Genomic DNA, 19,894 nt, shown 5'->3' on the forward strand with positions numbered 1-19,894 from the left:
GTCACTGGCTTCATGAGCCGTTTTTTGTGCTAATATCGTGGCTTATTAAAATGAGATATGAATAAGTTCTTACTATATAAATAGTGCCTTTTTATGTATGGCGAACAGCTGCAAGGTTGTTTTATGATATACTAAAATTAGTTAATTGGGGGCTATTTTTAATGAAACAAAATAAACAAAAGACAACAATTGTTAAGCAGCCTAAAAAAATGAAGCATTCTTGTTATTGGGGGAGTGTTTTATGGTTATTGGGTATTGTTGGCAGAAATCTTATTCATCGGCAACAGACAAAACAGTTGGTGATAAATGATGTTTTTACAGTTAGTAAGAAAATCCAAATCTCACGGAACAGGGCATTGGAACCTGGTGTTAACTATTTTGTTTGTGATGTTGATCGCATGACCTATACGTTGATGATGCTTGATCGTGCAGATTATTCGCCATTTCAAGTCACTAAAAAGGCTGTGAAAAAGGCCTTGATTCGGAAAGACCTTTGATAAAGGGTCTGCGCAAATTTGACTAATCATGATGAGATAATGAAATGATTTGAAAGAAAGGCTGAGACATAAGTCGTTATGATCAGCTGAAAAAGGCGCTAATCTATCAATTTTGATTGGTAGATTTAGCGCCTTTAAATGTTTTCCAAAAGACTGAAGTCGATTGTAACACCCTCATTTTTGTTATGAAGCGTCATTAGTAATGCTTGTGATAGAGTGTGATAAAATGAGAAAGATATTTATTAGCATTATTTGTGAGGTGATGGCAACAAGATATGAAATTTTTAAAGTATGCATTCATTCTAATTTTTGTCTGTACATTGAGTGTTGATGTGCCAATGCCTATTGTTCATGGACAAACAAATGCATTAGATCATATTAATTTAAAGCAAAATGTACAATTACAAGTTGGTAGTAACCAAGTTAAAGGGGCGATTTTGGATTCACAAATAGATCGCACAACAGCATATACGCTAGTAATAAAGAGTAAACAAGAACAATTATTAAAAAAAGTGATTATTTTGAATCAATCATTTACGGCAACCTTAGTCGAAAGTTAAACAAGCACGATCAAATAACGATACAGTTACAGAATAAATCTGGGCAGGTGGTGACGAAAACTGTCTCGATGACACTTGCAAAATGGCAAGTATTGGGTAAACCATCATTAAAAATTAAGATGGCTAATTGGTCAAATGTTTTTCAAAATAGTTGTGTGGCATTAAAAAAATATCGCGTTGTCCAAGCGCCCAAAACAGGTTTGTCTTATCTAAAAAAGCCGACGTACATATCAGCAAAAAATAAATTATCAGTTATTCGGGCGAATAAACAATCTGTTGATCCAATTGCTGGTTACCAAACAGCGTTGCTTTTGCCCACTATTTCAACAAGATTAGTCAATTGGCAGTTACCACAAGGAAGTGTCATGCATGGTCATTATTTGTATGTCATGTATGGATCGCAACAACATAAGAGTTATGGTCGGATCGTCCGCTACGATATTCAAAAATTAAAGGCGTTACATGTTTGGTAATCAAGCAGTGACGATGATTTACGTCAATTAGAAAACAGAATTAATAATCATTATTTTGCCACAAATCATGATGAACAATTAATACAAAGCGTCAAAATTGGACCAGAGTTTTATATGGGACATGGACAAGCGATTGCATATAATGCGCAAGATCATCATATATGGCTTGTGGCTTTAGCACGGCACTCAAGACAACAGCAATTGATTGATACATTGTATCCTACTGATCAACATAAATTTATATTTAGAGATATTAAAAACAAGCAATCATTTCATGGTGAACAAAATTTGAGTATTGATGCAGATGGTAATGTTGCCGTGGTTACAATGATTTCTAAGCAAACGAAACATTCATTGACTGCAAAAAATATCCAAGTGGGAGATGTCATGTTATACCATGGGAATATTAGGCATGGTCAGTTAAGAATGAGGGCATCGCAAACAATTATTCGCCAAAAGCCAGGTTATTTTGGGCAATTTTTATCTGTCAATCAACAAACGGATCAACTATTTTATTTGACTGATGGTGCTTATTATGCGATACCTGCTACGAAGTGGATTAGTGACAATTTACAATCATCTGATATGAAAAGTGGTGTTTATGCCACAAAGAAACAGGGCACTAGAGAATTCGAGTCACAATTTTGGGACGAACATGGGAAATCATACCTAATCGTTAATCGTGGCGCAGAAATCATGCACGAAATGCAATAAACGGCTAATTGTCAGATAATTGCAAAATATGAATGCCATATTTTTGTTATACTTAGAATATCTTGTTTAGGGGTAAAGGGTAATACTATGGGACGAACACAAAAAATAAAAAATCGTATAAAAAATTCAGGCTTTTTTGGTATGATGTATCTGGCAAGTGTAGGTGCCTTTATAAAGGTATTACAATTATTCATTAGACCAAATGAAAAACAAATTTTATTTATATCATATAGTGGTCGTCAATATTTAGGCACTCCAAAAGAAGCGTACAATATGCTTCGTGAAGATCCTGATTTTGCAGAATATGATCTGGTATGGGCATTTAATAAGCCCAAAATTTTTGTTCAGCCAGAATTAGGACGGAAAATATCAGCGAATTCACCATTATTTTTTTATCATTTACTGAAATCAAAATATTGGATTGCAAATTCTAGTATTGATCGTTTAATTCCATTTCACCACAAAAGACATATTTATATTCAATTTTGGCATGGTATTCCGCTAAAAACGTTAGGTCATGCTGAAATTGGACTGTCACGTTTAGTACAGTATTGGTATGATCATGTGCAATTTGATTTTATGTTTACCTACAGTGATTATGACTTAGAAAAGTTTAAGGACGTCTTTCCAAAAACGAAGCGTTTTGTAGAGCAGGGGCAGTTACGTAAAAATATTGTGATGCGCTATCAGAAAAATATGACACCAGCTCGCATTAAATATCAATTGGGTATTAAATCAGATAAACCTATTTTATTGTATGTTCCGACATTTCGAGGATATCAGCCAAAAGAGCAAACAAACCTGACGTCGGCAACGTTAGAAAAATTATCACAGACATACACGGTTGTTTATCGTGGTCATTATTTTTCTGAGGGAGTCAAACAAGGGCGCATTATTACAGCAGATAAATATTCGTTATATAAATTATTCATTGTTGCAGATACATTAATTACAGATTTTTCAAGTGTCTTTTTTGATTTTGCAATTTATGGTAAGAAAATTTGTATTTTTCAACCGGATGTGAATGAATATTGTGTTCGTCGCGGTATTTATTTGGATGCTAAAAAAGATTTAAATCTACCAGTTGCTTATTCTGAAACAGAATTGATGGCTCTACTACGTACTGATCATTATGATTACGATGTATTAGCAAATATTAGCAATACATATAACCCACATGCAGGAAAAGATGCAGCGTTGGCATTAAAAAATATTTTGATGCATTTGTCATGATACAATAATAAAGGCTTTATATCGCAAGCTAAAATTACGAGTATCATTTAGATAAGTGAACATATACATAAAAATATCATTAAGGAGTTTGTTATGAACGCTGGCGTAGTCAAAAAGATCAGCCATTATTTGATACCTGGATTAGCTTTTGCTTTAATTCTAGGTTATGTTGGCCGATTTGGATTCTTATATTCAGGTGCGGATCTACAATTTCATGCTAATCGAATTTATGAATTTTATCAGCATTTAAAGAATGGTAACTTGATACCGGTTATTTCGACATATTCGGCTAACCAAATCGGCAGTATTGTGCCAACAATGTATCCTTCTTTACCAGTATATATTGGGGCTGTCTTACAGTTTATTTTTCCACCAGTAACGGCAATGTATGTGTTGATGTGGTTACAACTGATGACGCAGTTTAGTATTGCAAAGTGGGTTGGTAAAGAATTGGGGATGGCTAGTTTTGAAAGTACAACCATGGCGTTTATTTACACTGTGGCTGTGCCAACATTATCACAAGTTATTCAGCAATGGCTGTTTGGAGAAGTCTGGGCAATGTCATTTATGCCGCTAATCGTCTTGGGGTTAGTTCGACTATCGAAAACAACGACCGATACAACAGTTAAACTTGATAAGAAAACAATTAATTTGTTAGCCATTGGGTTTACACTAATCGTCTTGTCACACGTCTTGTCGTTTGCAATTGTTCTAGGTTATGCCTTATTATATGTTGTTTATTTATTAGTATTTAAGAAAAATCGTTTAAATGTTTTCATAAACTTGTTTGTTGCTGGTGTCATTGCGGTGTTACTGTCATTAGTATTTCTCTTACCATTTATTGTTGCTATGCTAGGGAATCATCTTGTCACACCTGCAGCCACAGAATTGAGTATTTGGTCAGCACCAGATATTCATGAGTTTTTAAAAGCAACATTTGCTATCCAACCTGACGCACGGTTCAAGACAGATACGATTGGTGTGATTGCTTTCTTAGCAATTTTTGGGGTGTTGTTTACGTGGCGTAAACAAGATCACTTCACAAAGGCAGCAACCCTGATTGGAATCTTGGTTACTTTTAGCGGAATGCACTATATTTGGCAATACCTGTATGGTACGAAATTAGGTGTGATTCAATTCCCACATCGTGTTTTCATTATTGCAATTTTTTTGTTAAGTTTAGCAGCTGTCTTCGCAATTAAAAATGTTGTCCCTTCAAATCGTTTACGGCAAAGTATCTATATAATGCTCATGCTGTTTTCATTTGGATTTGCCGTCCTTAACGTGAAATATGGTTTTGTTGACCGTGTCAATGCTTCTGCAGTCCGGACAAGTCAACGATCAACGGTGAAGCAACCAGTTAGTTATACGCCAATGGCCAACTTTAAAATAAAAAATAATGATTTTTCTAACATAATGGGCTATTGGGTGACATATGGGGCGTTTGATTATATGCCTGAAAATGTTACTTTTAATAAGAATTTGCAGAATAAAAAAATTGTTCAAGATGGTAAACCAGTTAAAACCGCTGCAACGTCATTACCTAATGGTATGCAATATAAAGGCAGTTTAAAAACGAACCAATTAACGACATTACCAATGGTTGGTTATGATAGTTTACGATATGATATTACTGATCAAAATAATAAGCATTATGCTTATCGCATCAATCACAACCAGCAATTGCAAATCAAGTCAGGTAATCAACACCCTAAGGTGATAACGGTTTATGCTAAGACGCCAGTAACGACTGTCGTTGCTTGGTGTATTAGCATTGCGACAGCAATTATATTAAGCTTGTATCATTTTGTTAGTTATCGACGCAGATACTGACCAATTTTTTTGGCTTTGATAAATAACCATTCATTTTTAACTTATTAAATATAGTAAGATTATCAAGCACTTGAGAAGTGTAATCATACAATATGAGGTAAGTTTAAGATGTCTTATTTTAAACAGGTTCTGACGGTTTTGATCATTGGAATGTTGAGCACTGTCATAGCGGTAAAATGTATTTCAGCGAATGGCGTGCCGAATATATCAGCTGGTCAATCAAATATGCCTAGGATTGATTTTGTAGATGTTTCTTCGTGGAATGGTCAATTATCAGTAAATGACTTCAATAAGATGAAGGCATACGGTGTCAAAGGTGTCATTGTTAAATTAACTGAAGGCCAATATTACTTAAATCCAAATGCACGAACACAGATTAATGCTGCTCGGCAAGCTGGATTAAAAGTTGCTGTTTATCATTATTCAAAGTTCAATTCACGACTAGCCGCAAATAAAGAAGCGGATTATTTTCTGAATCAGATTAAACATTTAGGTTTATCGACTGACACAGTCTTAGTGGATGATTTAGAAGATACGGTTACTCAAAATGGCAGGGTGACTGAAAATGCGATAGCATTTCGAGATTATTTATCAGCAGCGGGTTATCATCAGCAGATGCTTTATACGTCGCCAAATTTTATCGCAGTAACGAAACTTAATGTACAAGCATTTGGCAATCGAAATATTTGGATGGCATCATATCCATATCAACCAACAAGTTATAATTTATGGCATACCCAGTATGGTGCTTGGCAATGGAATTCAAAAACGACTTTTCCAGGTGTAACAGGTTTATTCGATGTTAGTGTGGATTATGGATCGGCTTTCTTACAGCAACCGCAATCAGTTGAGATACAAAGTGCCAATATACATGGATTGCAAAATAATAAGCTGTTAACTGGTTATTATCATGATGGTACCGGCTGGTATTGGTTTGAAAACGGGCAACGTTATACTGGTTTCCGTTATTATATGGGAACGTATTATTGGTTTACGGATGGTGTCCGTCAAAACGACCAATGGCAAACTGCCTGGGGTTATCGTTACTATGTTGACAATAATGGTCGTGCTGTCCAAAAAATAAAACGAATTGGTGAGCACCTGTATTATTTTGGTGACAATGGCACGTATTTCTTACGCACGAACCAATTTATAACCGTGGATCAACAAACATATTATGCAAATGAACAAGGTATCCTGTCACCTTGGCGAGGATATATTAATGTTGGCGCAGGTTGGCGTTGGTATGAAAAAGGTCAGTTATATACTGGTTTCCGATATCACATGGGCGCTTTTTATTGGTTTGACCAAGGTGTTCGTCAGGAAAACCAATGGCGTTCCGCTTGGGGTCATCAATATTATGTTGGTCATGACGGTCGTGCAGTGCAAGGTTATCAAAAAATAGGACGTCGTTATTATTATTTTGGTAATAACGGCACATATTATCTACGTTAACAACTGAATTTTTGAGGCTGTTCTTACGAAAAATGAGAATAGCCTTTTTAGTTAATCAGAAAAATTGACAAGAATTATGTGAATAAGCGTATAATGTTTACTAGTTATATCGAATAAGAAAAGCAGGTTAAAATTAATGATTACAATTAAGTCACAACGTGAAATCGAAGGCATGAAGAAATCTGGTGAAATTATTGCCGGTATGCACAAGGGGTTACGTGAATTAATCAAGCCAGGTATTTCAACTTGGGAAATCGAAGAATTTAGTCGCAACTACATCGAGAGTCATGGTGGACGCGCAGCTCAAATTGGTTTTGAAGGTTTCAAATATGCGACAACCGTTTCGGTTAATAATGAAGTCGCACATGCTTTTCCACGAAAAAAATTGTTTTTAAAAAATGGCGATTTAGTCAAGGTAGACACTGTTGTTGATTTAGATGGCTATTATTCAGATTCTGCTTGGTCTTATGCTGTTGGTGAAGTTTCTGACGAAGTAAAGCGTTTGATGGCAGTGACTAAAAAGGCCTTGTATCTTGGTATTGATCAAGCACAAGTTGGCAATCGTATTGGTGATATCGGTGCAGCAATCGATAAATATGTGACAGATGAAAACGGTTATGGTAATGTACGTGAATATATTGGACATGGCATTCAACCAACAATGCATGAAGAACCAGCTGTACCACATTATGGTAAAGTCGGCCATGGATTACGTCTAAAAGCAGGGATGACCATTACGATTGAACCAATGGTGAATATTGGTGGTTGGAAAGTTAATACATCATCAGAAGATGGTTGGACAGTAACAACTGCTGACGGTTCTTGGTCGGCACAATATGAACATGTTGTGGCGATTACTAACAATGGTCCTAAAATTTTGACGTCACAAGATCCAATATTTGACGCAAAATATCTATAAAAATTAGCAAACAAGAAGGAAGTTTCAAAATGTCAGAAACCGGATACTTATTTACAAAACGATTTTTAGATATTTCTGTCTCACTATTTGCGTTAATCATTTTATCGCCAGTGTTTTTAATTGTTTCGATTTTTTACTTTTTTGGTGATAATCGTGGTCCTATTTTTTATCAACAAAAACGAATCGGGCAAAATCATAAAGAATTTGGTATTTACAAATTTCGGTCAATGGTTGTAGGCGCTGAGGAAAAATTGTACGCGAATAAAGATTTATACGCAAAGTTTGTCGAGAACGGTTATAAATTACCAACAGAAGAAGATCCACGTATTACGAAGTTTGGTGCTTTCTTACGTAAAACTTCTATTGATGAATTACCGCAATTTATTAATATTTTAAAAGGTGAAATGAGCATTGTTGGTCCACGACCAGTTGTCGAAAAAGAGTTGGTTGAATATGGGGAAGATGTTGATAAATTTTTATCAGTCAAACCAGGTGCAATGGGATTATGGCAAGCCAGTGGACGAAGCGAAATACAATATCCCGAACGTGCACAATTGGAGATTGCCTATGTTGATAAAGCAGACTTATGGTTTGATTTTAAAATATTATTTATGACTGTTATTGCCGTCTTTAAAGGTGAAGGGGCAATGTAAAAGTTTAAAAATTTGTGATAAAACTATAAAACTCGCGACATCTCCTGTATACTGAGATGTAGCGAGTTTTCGCATCTAACTGATTGATATTGATATCAGAATTTTTTAGACTAAGAGGAAATAGTGTACAATGGAAAATCAATTTACTATGACTGATTTAATTAAGCATATGATTCGCAATGCTTGGTGGATTATCATTTTGGGTATTATTGGTGGTGTTGCGATGTATTTTATGAATAAGCAACCAACAGCAACGAGCTTTAGTGCATCGCGAACAATGTATGTTGGGAAAAATGATAGTAATGTCAAAGATCCGAATTCACGTGTGATGGGAAATTCTTGGATGTTAAAAACCTATCGTGCAATCGGTAAGGATAGTCAAATTATCGATCCAGCAGTGAAACAACTTAAAAAAGAACATGTGAAAATTACAGCAAATGAGCTCCGTCAATCAGTTGATTTAACATCACCCGATAGTACGTTGTTAATTAATGCAAAAGTGCATGATGTGAAAAACGATCGACAAGCCGTTAAAATGGTGAAGGCTTATACAGATTCATATGCGGTTAATGCGCCAAAATTAATTTCAAATATGCCTAAACCAGAATTGATGTCAGCACCTAAGAAGGCGCATATTGCAACAATCGTTGCCGGGTCTCCTAAGAAAGCGGCCGCATTTGGTCTCGTTGCAGGGGTTGTCATTGGCATTGTCTTAGCATTTTTTACAGGTATATTTAAAAATTTTAAAACAATAAAAGCATAAAAAGGAGTGACATATGGTTAGTTGGTTAATGCCTTTTGCAATTTTGCCAAAAACTTATACCTTCTTTTTCTTTGATTTATTTTCACAAATAGCAGTATTAGTATTTGGATTATTTATCCTAGTGAAACTTTATTTACAACCGACACAACTTAACGAAATTTTACCTAAAACAAATACATTGCGTATCTGGGGTGTTTTTATTGTTGTGCAATTGATTATAATGACACACCAGTCGTTTACGGTTGGCGCAACAACGCGTGTTTATGGCTTGTTGCACGGATTAATGATGTTCATTCAAATGATTTTAGTAATTTGGATGGTCTATACGATTCAAAAGATGGTCATTCAAAATTATAATGATGTGGCAAAGTTTGTAAAATCATTAGTAATCACTTTGGCTATATATTTAATTCTTATCGTTGTACCGCAAATATTGTATTTATTTGGCATGACGCAATTAGAGCATTGGATTAATCCGATTGCCCATTTGTTTGAGCGTCATTGGCAAGGTAGAGAATTTTATGCGAATGGTAGTTATGTGACAACATCTAAACGTGTTAATGGCTTTGAGCCTGAAGCTGCCTATCTTGCATTACTAGTTGGTATCGCATTCAGTCCAATGTTGTTGATGCTGATTCAGGAACCAATTAAAAACTTCAAAAAACGTTGGGTATACTGGGCAGTATTGGGCTTGAGTTTAATGAGTATGCTGGTTTTGCTACTTGCAAAGACAACGACTGGATTTTTGTTAATTGCAGTGATTGCAGTCGTTTATTGGTTAGCTGCACCAAAACAACAAAAAATTGGCTTATTTATCCTAGGTATATTTGGCTTTTTCGGTATTGTTGCTGCTTACTACGTCATACCAAGTATTCATAGTTTGCTTAATACTTGGATCTTTGAAAAGGGTGGTACTGATAATCGTCTTGGTGGCACAATTGCGTTGATTAAAACTTGGTTGCAACATCCGTTATTTGGTGTTGGGTATGGTTACGAAGGACAATATATCATAGATAACTTGCCAGCATGGTCAAAGGATAATTTTGAATTCCAAGAAGTTTATACAAAGCAAGCTTATCCAATCTTAAATGATTTGTTTGGTTGGCTTTCTAGATATGGTGTTATTTTCTTGCTGATCTTCGTGTGGTTATTGATGGGGCTTATTAAGCGGTCTTTGATTGTTTTAAAGTCACTGCGTGGTAAGAATGACCAGCATAGTGTCCTTTATCGTGTGTCGATTAAAGCGTTCTATATGACGATTATTACAATCACCATTGTGAGTGCAGTAACACCATCAAATGTCCTTTCATGGCCGATCTTATTAATGTTATTCTTTTATTGGCGTGTTATTCATATTGCAGAGGAGGAAATGTTGAACAATGAAAATCCTAATTGCAACACATAAAAAGTACGATATTCCTCAAATGCCTGGTTATCAGCCTATTATGGTAGGATCTGCTTTAAGAGATGAAATTCCAACGACGTATTTGCGAGATGATACTGGCAAGAATATTTCAGAGTTGAACCCTTTTTTTAATGAATTAACAGCGTTATATTGGGCGAAATATAATTTAAAAGATGAGGAAATTATCGGATTAGATCATTATCGTCGTTATCTTGGGATTACTTCAGGACATGATTTGAAAAATGTGCTTAACCAGCAACAAATTGATGATGCATTATCAAAAGTAGATGTTCTTTTACCAAAACAACGTAATTATTATATTGAGTCACAAAAAGATCATTACTTGAATGCACATCAACATGAACCATATTTTGAAATGCAACGGGTGATTAAAGAAAATTTTCCAAAATATTTACCAGCATTTGAAAAAATGGAGAAGAGTAAAAAGGCGCATTTATTTAATATGAGTGTGATGAAACAGGCTGATTTTCAGTCTTATACAGACTTTTTGTTTGGTGTTTTAAATCAAGTTGCTCAAAATATTCCTTATGAGACTTATGAAGGACAAGAACGACGCGTCTTCGGCTTTTTATCTGAAAGATTGATGGACACATGGTTATATACTGAGGGAAAAACTTTCCTTGAATTTCCGGTTATTACAACAGAAAAAACAAATTGGTTAGATAAAGGGACACAGTTTTTAAAGCGTAAATTTTTAAAAAATACTAACAAGAAGGTCCACTTTTAAAACACAATATCCTGAATTTATGGTAAAGTAAATTCAGGATATTTTTATAGATATATATAGAGGAAATTAATCAATGACTTTAAACGATAAAAATTATGACTATCTCGTAGTAGGAGCTGGTCCATTTGGTGCAATTTTTGCTTATGAGGCTGCAAAGCGTGGTAAGCGTTCACTTATCATTGAAAAGCGACCACATATTGCGGGTAATACTTATACCCATACAGACCATGGCATTACGGTTCATGATTTTGGTGCGCATATTTTCCATACAGATAACAAAGAGGTCTGGGAATATATTAACCAATTTGCTGAGTTTAACGGTTATCAAAATCAAGTAGTGGCAAACTACAAGGGTGAACTTTATAATTTGCCATTCAACATGAATACCTTTTATGAGATGTGGGGAACGAAGACGCCAGCTGAAGCACAAGCTAAGATTGAAGAACAAAAAAAAGCCGCGCTCGCTGAATTAGGTGATCGTGAGCCACGCAACCTAGAGGAACAAGCAATCTCATTAATTGGTACGGATATTTATCAAAAATTAGTTAAGGGATATACTGAAAAGCAATGGGGACGCAAGGCAACGGAATTACCAGCTTTCATTATTAAGCGGCTACCCGTCCGTTTTATTTATGATAATAATTACTTTAACCACCGTTACCAAGGTATTCCGGTTGGCGGTTATACGCAAATCTTTGAAAAGATGCTGGATAATGAGTTGATCGATGTGCGTGTCAATGAAGATTTCTTTGATCACAAGGCAGAATATATTGCTGAATTCCCACGCATTGTTTATACGGGTATGATCGATCAATTCTTTGATTATAAGTATGGTGAATTAGAATACCGTTCAGTTCGTTTTGAATCAGAATTGAAGCACACGGATAATTATCAAGGTAATTCAGTCATCAATTATACAGATGCGGAGACACCTTATACACGTGTGATGGAATGGAAGCATTTTGATGGCTTATCAGATGATGGCGTAACGATTATTACCAAGGAATATCCACAGGAATGGGATCGTTCAAAGGAAGCATATTATCCTGTTAATGATGAGAAAAACACGAATTTGTATAAGCAATATGCAAAGGAAGCACGTCAACATAAAGACCAATTTATTTTTGGCGGTCGTCTAGGACAATATCGTTACTATGACATGGATCAAGTGTTTAATGCAGCATTTAATACTGTTAAGAAAGAATTTGATATCCCAGCAGATTTCAACTTTGCTCATGATGAGGAACACTAAAACATTGTTAATATAACCTGTTAATGAGGTACAATCATCCGATGAAAAGGTGCGTTGTGCCTTATTTTTCTAAGAACTTAATACTTAGATGATAAATTATTTAAGAATGGTATGGGGTATTTCAGTGGCAATAGGCATTGCTATTCAAATTTTAGTTTACTTTTTATAACTGAAATAAGCCTGACTAATTCATCTATTGGCTTTATCTCAGATAACTGAGATAATTTGTTAAGTAAAAATACCAACTATAAATAAAATCATGTCATAATAGAACTTGATTTTATTTATATATAAGGGAAGAGAACATGCAAGTTGTAAAAAATTATTTATATAATGTCTTTTATCAGTTATTAGTGGTATTAGCACCATTGATAACAATGACGTATTTGTCACATGTACTTGGTGCTAACGGTATGGGAATACAAGCATGGACAAATTCAATTGTGAGTTATTTTCTATTATTTGCGACATTAGGTATTACACTATATGGTCAACGAGAAATTGCTTATGTTCGCGATGATATTGAACTACGCAATCGACGATTCTGGGAAATTCAGATTCTACACACGCTCGTCAGTTTACTTGCTATTTTTGCCTATTTGCTTTTTGTTTATTTGATGCGCAATGTTTCGGGTGAATTTAATCAAAATACACACCAATTATATTTACAAACTTGGGTCATTGTTTCAGGTTTGCTAGATATTTCTTGGTATTTCATGGGCTTAGAAGACTTTAAAAAGACGGTTATTCGAAATTCACTAGTCAAAATAGCGATGGTCGTCCTCATCTTTTTGGTTGTGAAATCACCTGATGACGTTAACAATTATATTTTGTTACTAGCATTGACACAGGTTTTAGGTAATTTATCAATGTGGTTTTATATACCCGGACAAGTTAAATTGCCAAAGATTAAAACATTACGTTTGAAACAACATCTGATACCAACGTTAGCATTGTTTATGCCGACAATTGCAACGCAAATTTACTTACAGTTAAATAAAACAATGCTGCCTCTTTTTCAACCCGATTCAATTGGTTTGTCTGCATTCTATGAAAATGCTGACAAGATTATTAAGGTGTCATTAGCGCTTGTGACCGCATTAGGGACGGTGATGCTACCACGTGTTGCAAATTATTTTGTTAAAGGTAATTTATCAGCAGTGAATAAGGCAATTTATAAGTCAATGGATTTTGTGACCGCATTATCTGTACCATTAATGTTTGGTATGATGGCCTTGGGACCGAAAACATCTATTTGGTATATGGGTTGGTCATTTTTACCAGCCGGTTGGACAATATCAATATTATCGCCTATCATTGTTTTGATTGCTTGGAGTAATGTGCTAGGAACACAATATTTGATGCCAGTCAGCCGTACGAAGGACTACACGATGTCTGTGACGATTGGAGCAATTTTAAATGTTATTTTAAATTTCATTGCAATTCCAATGTGGAGTCTTTACGGTGCAGCAGTTGCAACAGTATTATCTGAAGCAGCAGTGACGATTTATCAATTAATTGTTGTGAGGCATGATTTATCTATTACAAGACTGTTTACTGGTGTTTGGAAGTATTTTGTTGCGGGCATAATTATGTTTGCGATCCTGATACCAATGACGTTGAAGTTACAACCTAATCCGAGTGGCACTGTTGTCAGTATAGCGGTTGGTACCGTCGTTTATTTTGCGGTGGTGATATTGCTACGTGCGAATATCGTGACAGAAGGGCTAACTTTTGTAAAAAAATTTTTTAAAAAATAAGAAATAAGGAAAATTTTGCTATAATAGAATGCAGTAAGTTTTTAAAAGGGGAAGACATGGCAAAGCTATCTTTGATTGTACCGGTTTTTAACGAACAAGATACCGTAAATTTGTTTTATAACGCAATAGAAGAAGAACACAAAAATTTTTCCGAATATGAATTGGAATATTGGTTCATTGATGATGGCTCTTCTGATAAGACAATGGCTGTCGTGGAGGAATTAATTGCAAAAGATGATCATGTGCATACAGTGTCATTTTCTAGAAATTTTGGTAAGGAATCGGCATTATACGCTGGCTTAGAACATGCAACCGGTGATTACGTTGCTGTCATGGACGTCGATTTACAAGATCCACCAGCAATGTTACCAGAAATGTTAGCCGGCGTGTCATCTGGTGAATGGGATGCTGTCGGTGCACGTCGTACGAATCGACAGGGAGAACCAATTATTCGTTCATGGTTCTCAAAGCTATTTTATAAATTGATCAATGCAATGTCCGATACACATATCGTTGAAGGTGCACGAGACTTTCGTGTCATGAGTCGACAAATGGTGGATGCTATTTTAAGCATGCAAGAATATAATCGGTTTTCAAAAGGTATTTTTTCGTGGGTAGGATTTAAACAGAAGTACTTAGACTATGAAAATAAAGATCGGGTTGCTGGACAAACATCATGGTCTTTTTGGGGATTGTTCAAATACTCTATTGAAGGCTTTATTGATTTCTCACGAGCTCCTTTGTTATTGGTTTCTTTGTTAGGTGGTTTGGCATTTCTCCTGGCAATTATTGGTGCAATTATTGTCTTTATTCGAGCAATTTTGTATCCAAGTACATCCGTATTTGGTTGGCCGTCAATGGTTGTTATCATTTTGGCTCTTGGTGGTGTACAACTGTTAAGTATTGGTATTGTTGGTCGTTATATTTCAAATATTTATTTGGAAGTTAAAAAACGACCAATTTATGTGGCTAAAAAGGTGAAATAATCTAAGCCTCTTTTTAGGTCAAATCTGTATAAGTAAGTCTGAGTAATGTTAATTAACTCAAAAATAAAGAATGAAATAGTTGGGAGACTATAAAAATGACTGTGAGTGCGGTTGTGGTAACATATAATCGACTACCTATGTTAAAAGAGGTCGTTGAGGCCTTACAAAATTCTGAAACTAAGGTAGATAATATTATTATTGTTGATAATAATAGTGAAAAAGAGACACAAGAATATTTAACCAGTTTGGGTGATGCAATTCGTTATGTCCGTTTGACAGAAAATATTGGTGGATCGGGTGGCTTTAATAAAGGTGTTCGCTACTTTATGGAAGAGACGAATGATGATTATGTTTGGTTAATGGATGATGATACCGTACCAACACCAACGGCACTAACAGAATTAGTGAATGCTGCTGATAAACTAAATAATCAATTTGGCTTTTTGGCTTCTGATGTACGATGGACGGATAATTCTCGCGCACAAATGAATTTACCAGCACCAAAAAAACGATTCCATAAAATTCCACTCGATGCAACGGCACTTGAACCATTGCGTAATGCGACTTTCGTTTCTGTTATGTTTAGTCGAGAAATCGTCGCAAATATTGGCTTGCCAATTACTGAATTCTTTATTTGGGGCGATGATATTGAATATACAGAACGTTCAGCACGGGTATTGCCAGGTTATATGGTACCGACTTCTCGAGTGATCCATAAGATGGCTAATAATATTGCCTCTAATGTCTCGCTAGATACAATTAATCGAGTGCCACGTTATTTCTATGCATTCCGTAATCAAATGTACTTTAGTCGGCAAAGAGGGTTATTGTTATACCTGCGGACCCATCTTAAGGTGTTGTACGAAATTTTTAGAGTGTTTCGTAACCACCAACCAAATATGAAGTTACGATTAAAAATGATTATTAAAGGAACGGTTACTGGATGGTTCTTCCGTCCTAAGGTTGAATTTGCAAAAAATAAAAAATTAAATGACTAGTATCGAAAGATGGTCTATGGTAAAGGTTGTTAATGCGTCATTAGCAATCTTTTTTTATTTTGAAAAAAGGGCCATTATTTCGGTGTTATCACGTACAATATAGTAAGACTATGTTTTTAAAGGAGCGATAGAGTCGTGGGTTCAAAAATTAAAGCTGTTATTAATAAGCATCCCAATATAAGCACGTTATTATTATTTGCCATATTAAGTTTTTTACTGATATTACCTTATCTGCACGGACCGGCTTACCAGCATAATCCGGGATGGGATGGTCGTTTTCATATTTCACGTATTGCCGAAAGTTATTTGAATTTAAAAGCGGGACATATGACGCAAATTAATCCAAGTATGATGACGAAAACTTTCGGATCATTTGGTTATCCTGAAAATATGTTTTATCCAATTTTTACGCTATTGCCAGAAGCTTTTTTGCAAGTCATTGTTGGCAATGCTTATTTGGCGTATCTGATTTTTGTTGCACTAATCTTCTTTTTGACTTTTACATCAATGTACGTTGTGACACTAAAATTAACTCATAATCGCTATACGGCACTATTAAGTAGCATTTTATACGGCTTTGGTCACTTTACACTAACAATTACATTGTTTTATCGGAGCTTTGGCGGATCATTTGCATTTATTTTTATACCAATTGCTTTTTTGGGTATGTATCAAATTGCAGTTGGTGATTATAAACAGTGGTGGCTTTTATCACTTGGTGTCACCGGATTGATTTTTAGTGACTTGCCAGATGCCTGTGTTGCACTTTTATTATTAATGCTATGTTTCTTTGCAACTTTAACGCTATCAGAACCGTTAAAGGTAAAATGGTTTAGACTATTGAGGCTCGTATATGCAGGTATATTAACGGGTTGTCTGACAGCCTTTTTCTTATTACCATTAATGCAAAATCTATTATTTGTGAAAAATATTTCCGTAAATAAATTGATTTTATCCAAGACAACTTATGCACTTACAAGTCTATTTATTACTAGCAATATTGCATCATATAGTTTGGGCATACTAGGAATAATTTTGTTTGTGTGTGTCGCCATTCGTTGGCACAAGTTTCAAGCACCTTTAAAATATTATGCTGTCATTATGTTATTGTCAGTGATATTGGCCTCTAATGTTTTTCCATGGCCAATTTTTGATAAATATTTTAGTTTTATTCAATTTGTTGGACGTTTTTTATATTTTGCAACGTTCTTATCTTCATTGTTAGGCGCCATTGCATTAAAGGATTTAATTACCAATAAGCATAACCGCCTAATAATAATTAGTTTGTTTGGCTTAATTGGTTTGATGACAGCAACTAGTTTAAACTTCAATATTAAACATAATCCAGAAAATAATGCAGTAACCATTGTTAAGTGGCAAGACTTTCAAAAAAGTACATTAAATAACTATGTTTATGATTATTTGCCAAAACAAAGTGTTGGATTAAAGTATCAGTTAGAGCAACATAATATTCCAGCAATTAATCCTAATCAAAATATACAACAGCTGAGCTGGTCGACAGGCTATAATGTTATTCACTATCAGATTAGTTCTAAGCAAGCAAATCAACGATTGTTACTGCCAAATATATATTATCCAGGGTTCCATACGTACGTTAATGATAAAGAAATGACTACTAAGTATACCAAGGAAAATCTAATCGCTGTTGCTATTAAAAAAGGGCATAATAAAATTGATATTAGATACAAAAACACACCAGTTAGAATTTTTGCAAACTGGCTTAGCCTAGTATCGTGGTTAATCTTGATAATCATTGGCAGTATGAAAATCATCAAAGCAAAACATAAATCATAGATGGGGCAAGTAGCGGCATAAATAGGTCACTACTTGCTTTTTTGAACAGTTAATGCTTGATATACCGGGAAAAGTAATCTAATTTAGCACTTAATAATAAAGAGTGCTAAAAAGTGTTGACAAGTAACGATAAGGCGTGTACTATAATAACTGTTAGCACGAAGTAGTTGAGAGTGCTAAGAAAGGTGGCGCGTATGTTAACGAAAAGACAGCAGCTAATATTAGCTACAATAGTTCGCGATTACGCAAAAACCGGCAAAGCTGTTGGATCAAAAACACTATTGAGTGAATTGGGTTTGACAGTAAGTTCAGCGACTGTGCGAAACGAGATGGCACTACTAGAAGAATTAGGCTTGCTACAAAAAGAGCATACTTCGTCAGGACGTGTACCTTCACAAAGAGGCTATCGTTACTATGTTGATGAATTAATGCATCAGCATCGTTTATCAAAAGTCGTTCAGGAATCTTTAGAACGTGTGTTTAATCGCAATTTTCAAGAAATTGATGATTTAATGCAAACAATGGTAAATGAGTTAGCAATTCTAACAGGTTATACGGTTGTTGCTCTAAAACCTGAATCGATTGATATTCGACTATCAGGCTTCCGTTTGGTACCAATTAATGGTCAGCAAATCATGGCGATTATAGTTACTAATGATGGACAAGTGACAAGTCAAAGTTTCAGATTACCAGAAGGTATGTCGGTGCGAAACCTTGATGATATGGTTGATTATATTAATAAGACATTAGTGAACCAACCGATTATTGATGTTTTAAAAACATTGACTGGTGATTTACCTTGGCAAATGGAACGAACGATTCGAACACCGGTTGCTTTTTTGCAACTGTTTGGTGATGTATTAGCTCGTTCGATTCATGAACAAGTATTCATTGGTGGTTATTTAAATGTTCTAGACTTCACGGTTAATTCGAGTTTGCAAGACGTTAAGCAATTGTATCAGTTGCTTGATTCGGCAAATGATATGCGTCGGGTTGTTGGAACAGCAAATGATGGCGTAATGGTACAAATTGGTGATGAGAATGGTAATAATTTATTATCACCATATAGCCTAGTATCAGCCACATACCGTGTTGCACAGTACGGTGTTGGTGCGATAGCCATACTTGGCCCAACATCAATGCGATATGCTGATATGGTTAGTTTGGTTGATGCGTTCCGTAGTGCTTTAACACAGCAGTTATTAGAATACTATCGTTAGAAAAGAGGTGTTAACATGTCAGAAGAAAAGCAGAACCCTGAAGAAGAGCTAGAAGCTACCAGTGAAGAAACAGATGTTGACGCTGAAACGCAAACGACTGAATCTGAGGAAGCCGAAGTAAAAACTGAAGTAGATCAAATTGCAGATTTGAAAGTGAAAGTTGCTGAAGCTGAAGATAATTATTTGCGTGCACATGCTGAAATGCAAAATATGCAGTCTCGTTATGCAAAAGAGCAAGTTCAAGCTGTGAAATTTGCTAATCAAAAATTGGCGGCGTCAATTTTACCAGCTGTCGATAATCTTGAACGCGCATTACAAGTTGAAGCTGACGATGGTGCAGCTGAACAAATTAAAAAAGGTGTTGAGATGGTTTATAAAACATTAATTTCAGCGCTTGAAGAGCATGATGTGAAAGCGGTTGGTGAAGCTGGTGAAGCATTTGATCCTAACTTCCACCAAGCGATTCAGTCAGTACCAGCTGATGATGATCATCCAGCTGATACAATTGCGACGGTTCTTCAAAAGGGATATGTTTTAGCTGATCGTGTTATTCGACCAGCAATGGTAGCTGTTTATAATTAACATAGCGACCGACCATTAGCACAATATA

At 35.4% G+C, this 19,894-nt stretch carries 19 protein-coding genes; all 19 read left to right on the forward strand.

The window, feature by feature from the left end:
- Positions 1-161: 161 nt before the first annotated feature.
- The 19 genes from ACSKY2_RS00920 to grpE all read left to right on the forward strand — a co-directional run bounded on the left by ACSKY2_RS00920 (position 162) and on the right by grpE (position 19,866).
- On the forward strand, positions 162-497 hold the full coding sequence (locus ACSKY2_RS00920) for a hypothetical protein (protein ID WP_489877765.1): 336 nt from the start codon (positions 162-164) through the stop codon (positions 495-497).
- Between the two features lie 275 nt (positions 498-772).
- On the forward strand, positions 773-1,057 hold the full coding sequence (locus ACSKY2_RS00925; protein ID WP_489877766.1) for a hypothetical protein: 285 nt from the start codon (positions 773-775) through the stop codon (positions 1,055-1,057).
- A 68-nt stretch (positions 1,058-1,125) separates the two neighbouring features.
- Positions 1,126-1,530: a hypothetical protein gene (locus tag ACSKY2_RS00930; protein WP_489877767.1), complete on the forward strand. Its 405-nt coding sequence runs from the start codon at positions 1,126-1,128 to the stop codon at positions 1,528-1,530.
- Positions 1,531-1,644: 114 nt separating this feature from the next.
- A complete protein-coding gene (locus tag ACSKY2_RS00935) occupies positions 1,645-2,244 on the forward strand; it encodes a hypothetical protein (protein ID WP_489877768.1) in 600 nt (199 codons plus the stop codon).
- A gap of 87 nt (positions 2,245-2,331) precedes the next feature.
- Positions 2,332-3,477, forward strand: a complete 1,146-nt coding sequence (locus ACSKY2_RS00940; protein WP_489877769.1) for a CDP-glycerol glycerophosphotransferase family protein — start codon at positions 2,332-2,334, stop codon at positions 3,475-3,477.
- A gap of 93 nt (positions 3,478-3,570) precedes the next feature.
- Complete coding sequence (locus ACSKY2_RS00945) at positions 3,571-5,310, forward strand: hypothetical protein (protein ID WP_489877770.1); 1,740 nt, start codon at positions 3,571-3,573, stop codon at positions 5,308-5,310.
- Between the two features lie 108 nt (positions 5,311-5,418).
- Positions 5,419-6,765 (forward strand): GH25 family lysozyme, encoded by a 1,347-nt coding sequence (locus ACSKY2_RS00950; protein WP_491737198.1) that lies wholly within the window; start codon positions 5,419-5,421, stop codon positions 6,763-6,765.
- Between the two features lie 136 nt (positions 6,766-6,901).
- A complete protein-coding gene (gene map, locus ACSKY2_RS00955; protein ID WP_489877772.1) occupies positions 6,902-7,684 on the forward strand; it encodes a type I methionyl aminopeptidase in 783 nt (260 codons plus the stop codon).
- 29 nt (positions 7,685-7,713) lie between these two features.
- Positions 7,714-8,337: a sugar transferase gene (locus ACSKY2_RS00960; protein WP_489839769.1), complete on the forward strand. Its 624-nt coding sequence runs from the start codon at positions 7,714-7,716 to the stop codon at positions 8,335-8,337.
- A gap of 130 nt (positions 8,338-8,467) precedes the next feature.
- Positions 8,468-9,100, forward strand: coding sequence for a YveK family protein (locus ACSKY2_RS00965; protein ID WP_489877773.1), 633 nt, complete (start codon positions 8,468-8,470; stop codon positions 9,098-9,100).
- Between the two features lie 13 nt (positions 9,101-9,113).
- Positions 9,114-10,505: a hypothetical protein gene (locus tag ACSKY2_RS00970; protein ID WP_489877774.1), complete on the forward strand. Its 1,392-nt coding sequence runs from the start codon at positions 9,114-9,116 to the stop codon at positions 10,503-10,505.
- Positions 10,480-11,253, forward strand: coding sequence for a DUF4422 domain-containing protein (locus ACSKY2_RS00975; protein WP_489877775.1), 774 nt, complete (start codon positions 10,480-10,482; stop codon positions 11,251-11,253). The genes ACSKY2_RS00970 and ACSKY2_RS00975 overlap by 26 nt, the downstream gene beginning before the upstream one ends.
- A gap of 73 nt (positions 11,254-11,326) precedes the next feature.
- On the forward strand, positions 11,327-12,505 hold the full coding sequence (gene glf / locus ACSKY2_RS00980) for a UDP-galactopyranose mutase (protein WP_489839765.1): 1,179 nt from the start codon (positions 11,327-11,329) through the stop codon (positions 12,503-12,505).
- A gap of 305 nt (positions 12,506-12,810) precedes the next feature.
- On the forward strand, positions 12,811-14,265 hold the full coding sequence (locus ACSKY2_RS00985; protein WP_489839764.1) for a flippase: 1,455 nt from the start codon (positions 12,811-12,813) through the stop codon (positions 14,263-14,265).
- A gap of 56 nt (positions 14,266-14,321) precedes the next feature.
- Complete coding sequence (locus ACSKY2_RS00990; protein WP_489877776.1) at positions 14,322-15,251, forward strand: glycosyltransferase family 2 protein; 930 nt, start codon at positions 14,322-14,324, stop codon at positions 15,249-15,251.
- Between the two features lie 95 nt (positions 15,252-15,346).
- Positions 15,347-16,249 carry a glycosyltransferase family 2 protein gene (locus tag ACSKY2_RS00995; RefSeq protein WP_489839762.1) on the forward strand — a complete coding sequence of 301 codons (903 nt, stop codon included), beginning with the start codon at positions 15,347-15,349 and terminating at the stop codon, positions 16,247-16,249.
- Between the two features lie 135 nt (positions 16,250-16,384).
- Entirely contained in the window at positions 16,385-18,064 is a 1,680-nt protein-coding gene (locus ACSKY2_RS01000; protein WP_489877777.1) for a YfhO family protein, read from the forward strand.
- Positions 18,065-18,258: 194 nt separating this feature from the next.
- Complete coding sequence (gene hrcA, locus ACSKY2_RS01005) at positions 18,259-19,284, forward strand: heat-inducible transcriptional repressor HrcA (RefSeq protein ID WP_489877778.1); 1,026 nt, start codon at positions 18,259-18,261, stop codon at positions 19,282-19,284.
- Between the two features lie 15 nt (positions 19,285-19,299).
- On the forward strand, positions 19,300-19,866 hold the full coding sequence (grpE, locus tag ACSKY2_RS01010; protein ID WP_489877779.1) for a nucleotide exchange factor GrpE: 567 nt from the start codon (positions 19,300-19,302) through the stop codon (positions 19,864-19,866).
- Positions 19,867-19,894 lie beyond the last annotated feature (28 nt).

The organism is Weissella sp. ESL1156 (assembly GCF_058505625.1).

Excerpts from the sequence above, each read along its gene's own strand:
- ACSKY2_RS00920 (WP_489877765.1), top strand. The coding sequence starts at position 162 with ATGAAACAAAATAAACAAAAGACAACAATTGTTAAGCAGCCTAAAAAA.
- ACSKY2_RS00925 (WP_489877766.1), top strand. The coding sequence starts at position 773 with ATGAAATTTTTAAAGTATGCATTCATTCTAATTTTTGTCTGTACATTG.
- ACSKY2_RS00930 (WP_489877767.1), top strand. The coding sequence starts at position 1,126 with ATGACACTTGCAAAATGGCAAGTATTGGGTAAACCATCATTAAAAATT.
- ACSKY2_RS00935 (WP_489877768.1), top strand. The coding sequence starts at position 1,645 with ATGGGACATGGACAAGCGATTGCATATAATGCGCAAGATCATCATATA.
- ACSKY2_RS00940 (WP_489877769.1), top strand. The coding sequence starts at position 2,332 with ATGGGACGAACACAAAAAATAAAAAATCGTATAAAAAATTCAGGCTTT.
- ACSKY2_RS00945 (WP_489877770.1), top strand. The coding sequence starts at position 3,571 with ATGAACGCTGGCGTAGTCAAAAAGATCAGCCATTATTTGATACCTGGA.
- ACSKY2_RS00950 (WP_491737198.1), top strand. The coding sequence starts at position 5,419 with ATGTCTTATTTTAAACAGGTTCTGACGGTTTTGATCATTGGAATGTTG.
- map (WP_489877772.1), top strand. The coding sequence starts at position 6,902 with ATGATTACAATTAAGTCACAACGTGAAATCGAAGGCATGAAGAAATCT.
- ACSKY2_RS00960 (WP_489839769.1), top strand. The coding sequence starts at position 7,714 with ATGTCAGAAACCGGATACTTATTTACAAAACGATTTTTAGATATTTCT.
- ACSKY2_RS00965 (WP_489877773.1), top strand. The coding sequence starts at position 8,468 with ATGGAAAATCAATTTACTATGACTGATTTAATTAAGCATATGATTCGC.
- ACSKY2_RS00970 (WP_489877774.1), top strand. The coding sequence starts at position 9,114 with ATGGTTAGTTGGTTAATGCCTTTTGCAATTTTGCCAAAAACTTATACC.
- ACSKY2_RS00975 (WP_489877775.1), top strand. The coding sequence starts at position 10,480 with ATGAAAATCCTAATTGCAACACATAAAAAGTACGATATTCCTCAAATG.
- glf (WP_489839765.1), top strand. The coding sequence starts at position 11,327 with ATGACTTTAAACGATAAAAATTATGACTATCTCGTAGTAGGAGCTGGT.
- ACSKY2_RS00985 (WP_489839764.1), top strand. The coding sequence starts at position 12,811 with ATGCAAGTTGTAAAAAATTATTTATATAATGTCTTTTATCAGTTATTA.
- ACSKY2_RS00990 (WP_489877776.1), top strand. The coding sequence starts at position 14,322 with ATGGCAAAGCTATCTTTGATTGTACCGGTTTTTAACGAACAAGATACC.
- ACSKY2_RS00995 (WP_489839762.1), top strand. The coding sequence starts at position 15,347 with ATGACTGTGAGTGCGGTTGTGGTAACATATAATCGACTACCTATGTTA.
- hrcA (WP_489877778.1), top strand. The coding sequence starts at position 18,259 with ATGTTAACGAAAAGACAGCAGCTAATATTAGCTACAATAGTTCGCGAT.
- grpE (WP_489877779.1), top strand. The coding sequence starts at position 19,300 with ATGTCAGAAGAAAAGCAGAACCCTGAAGAAGAGCTAGAAGCTACCAGT.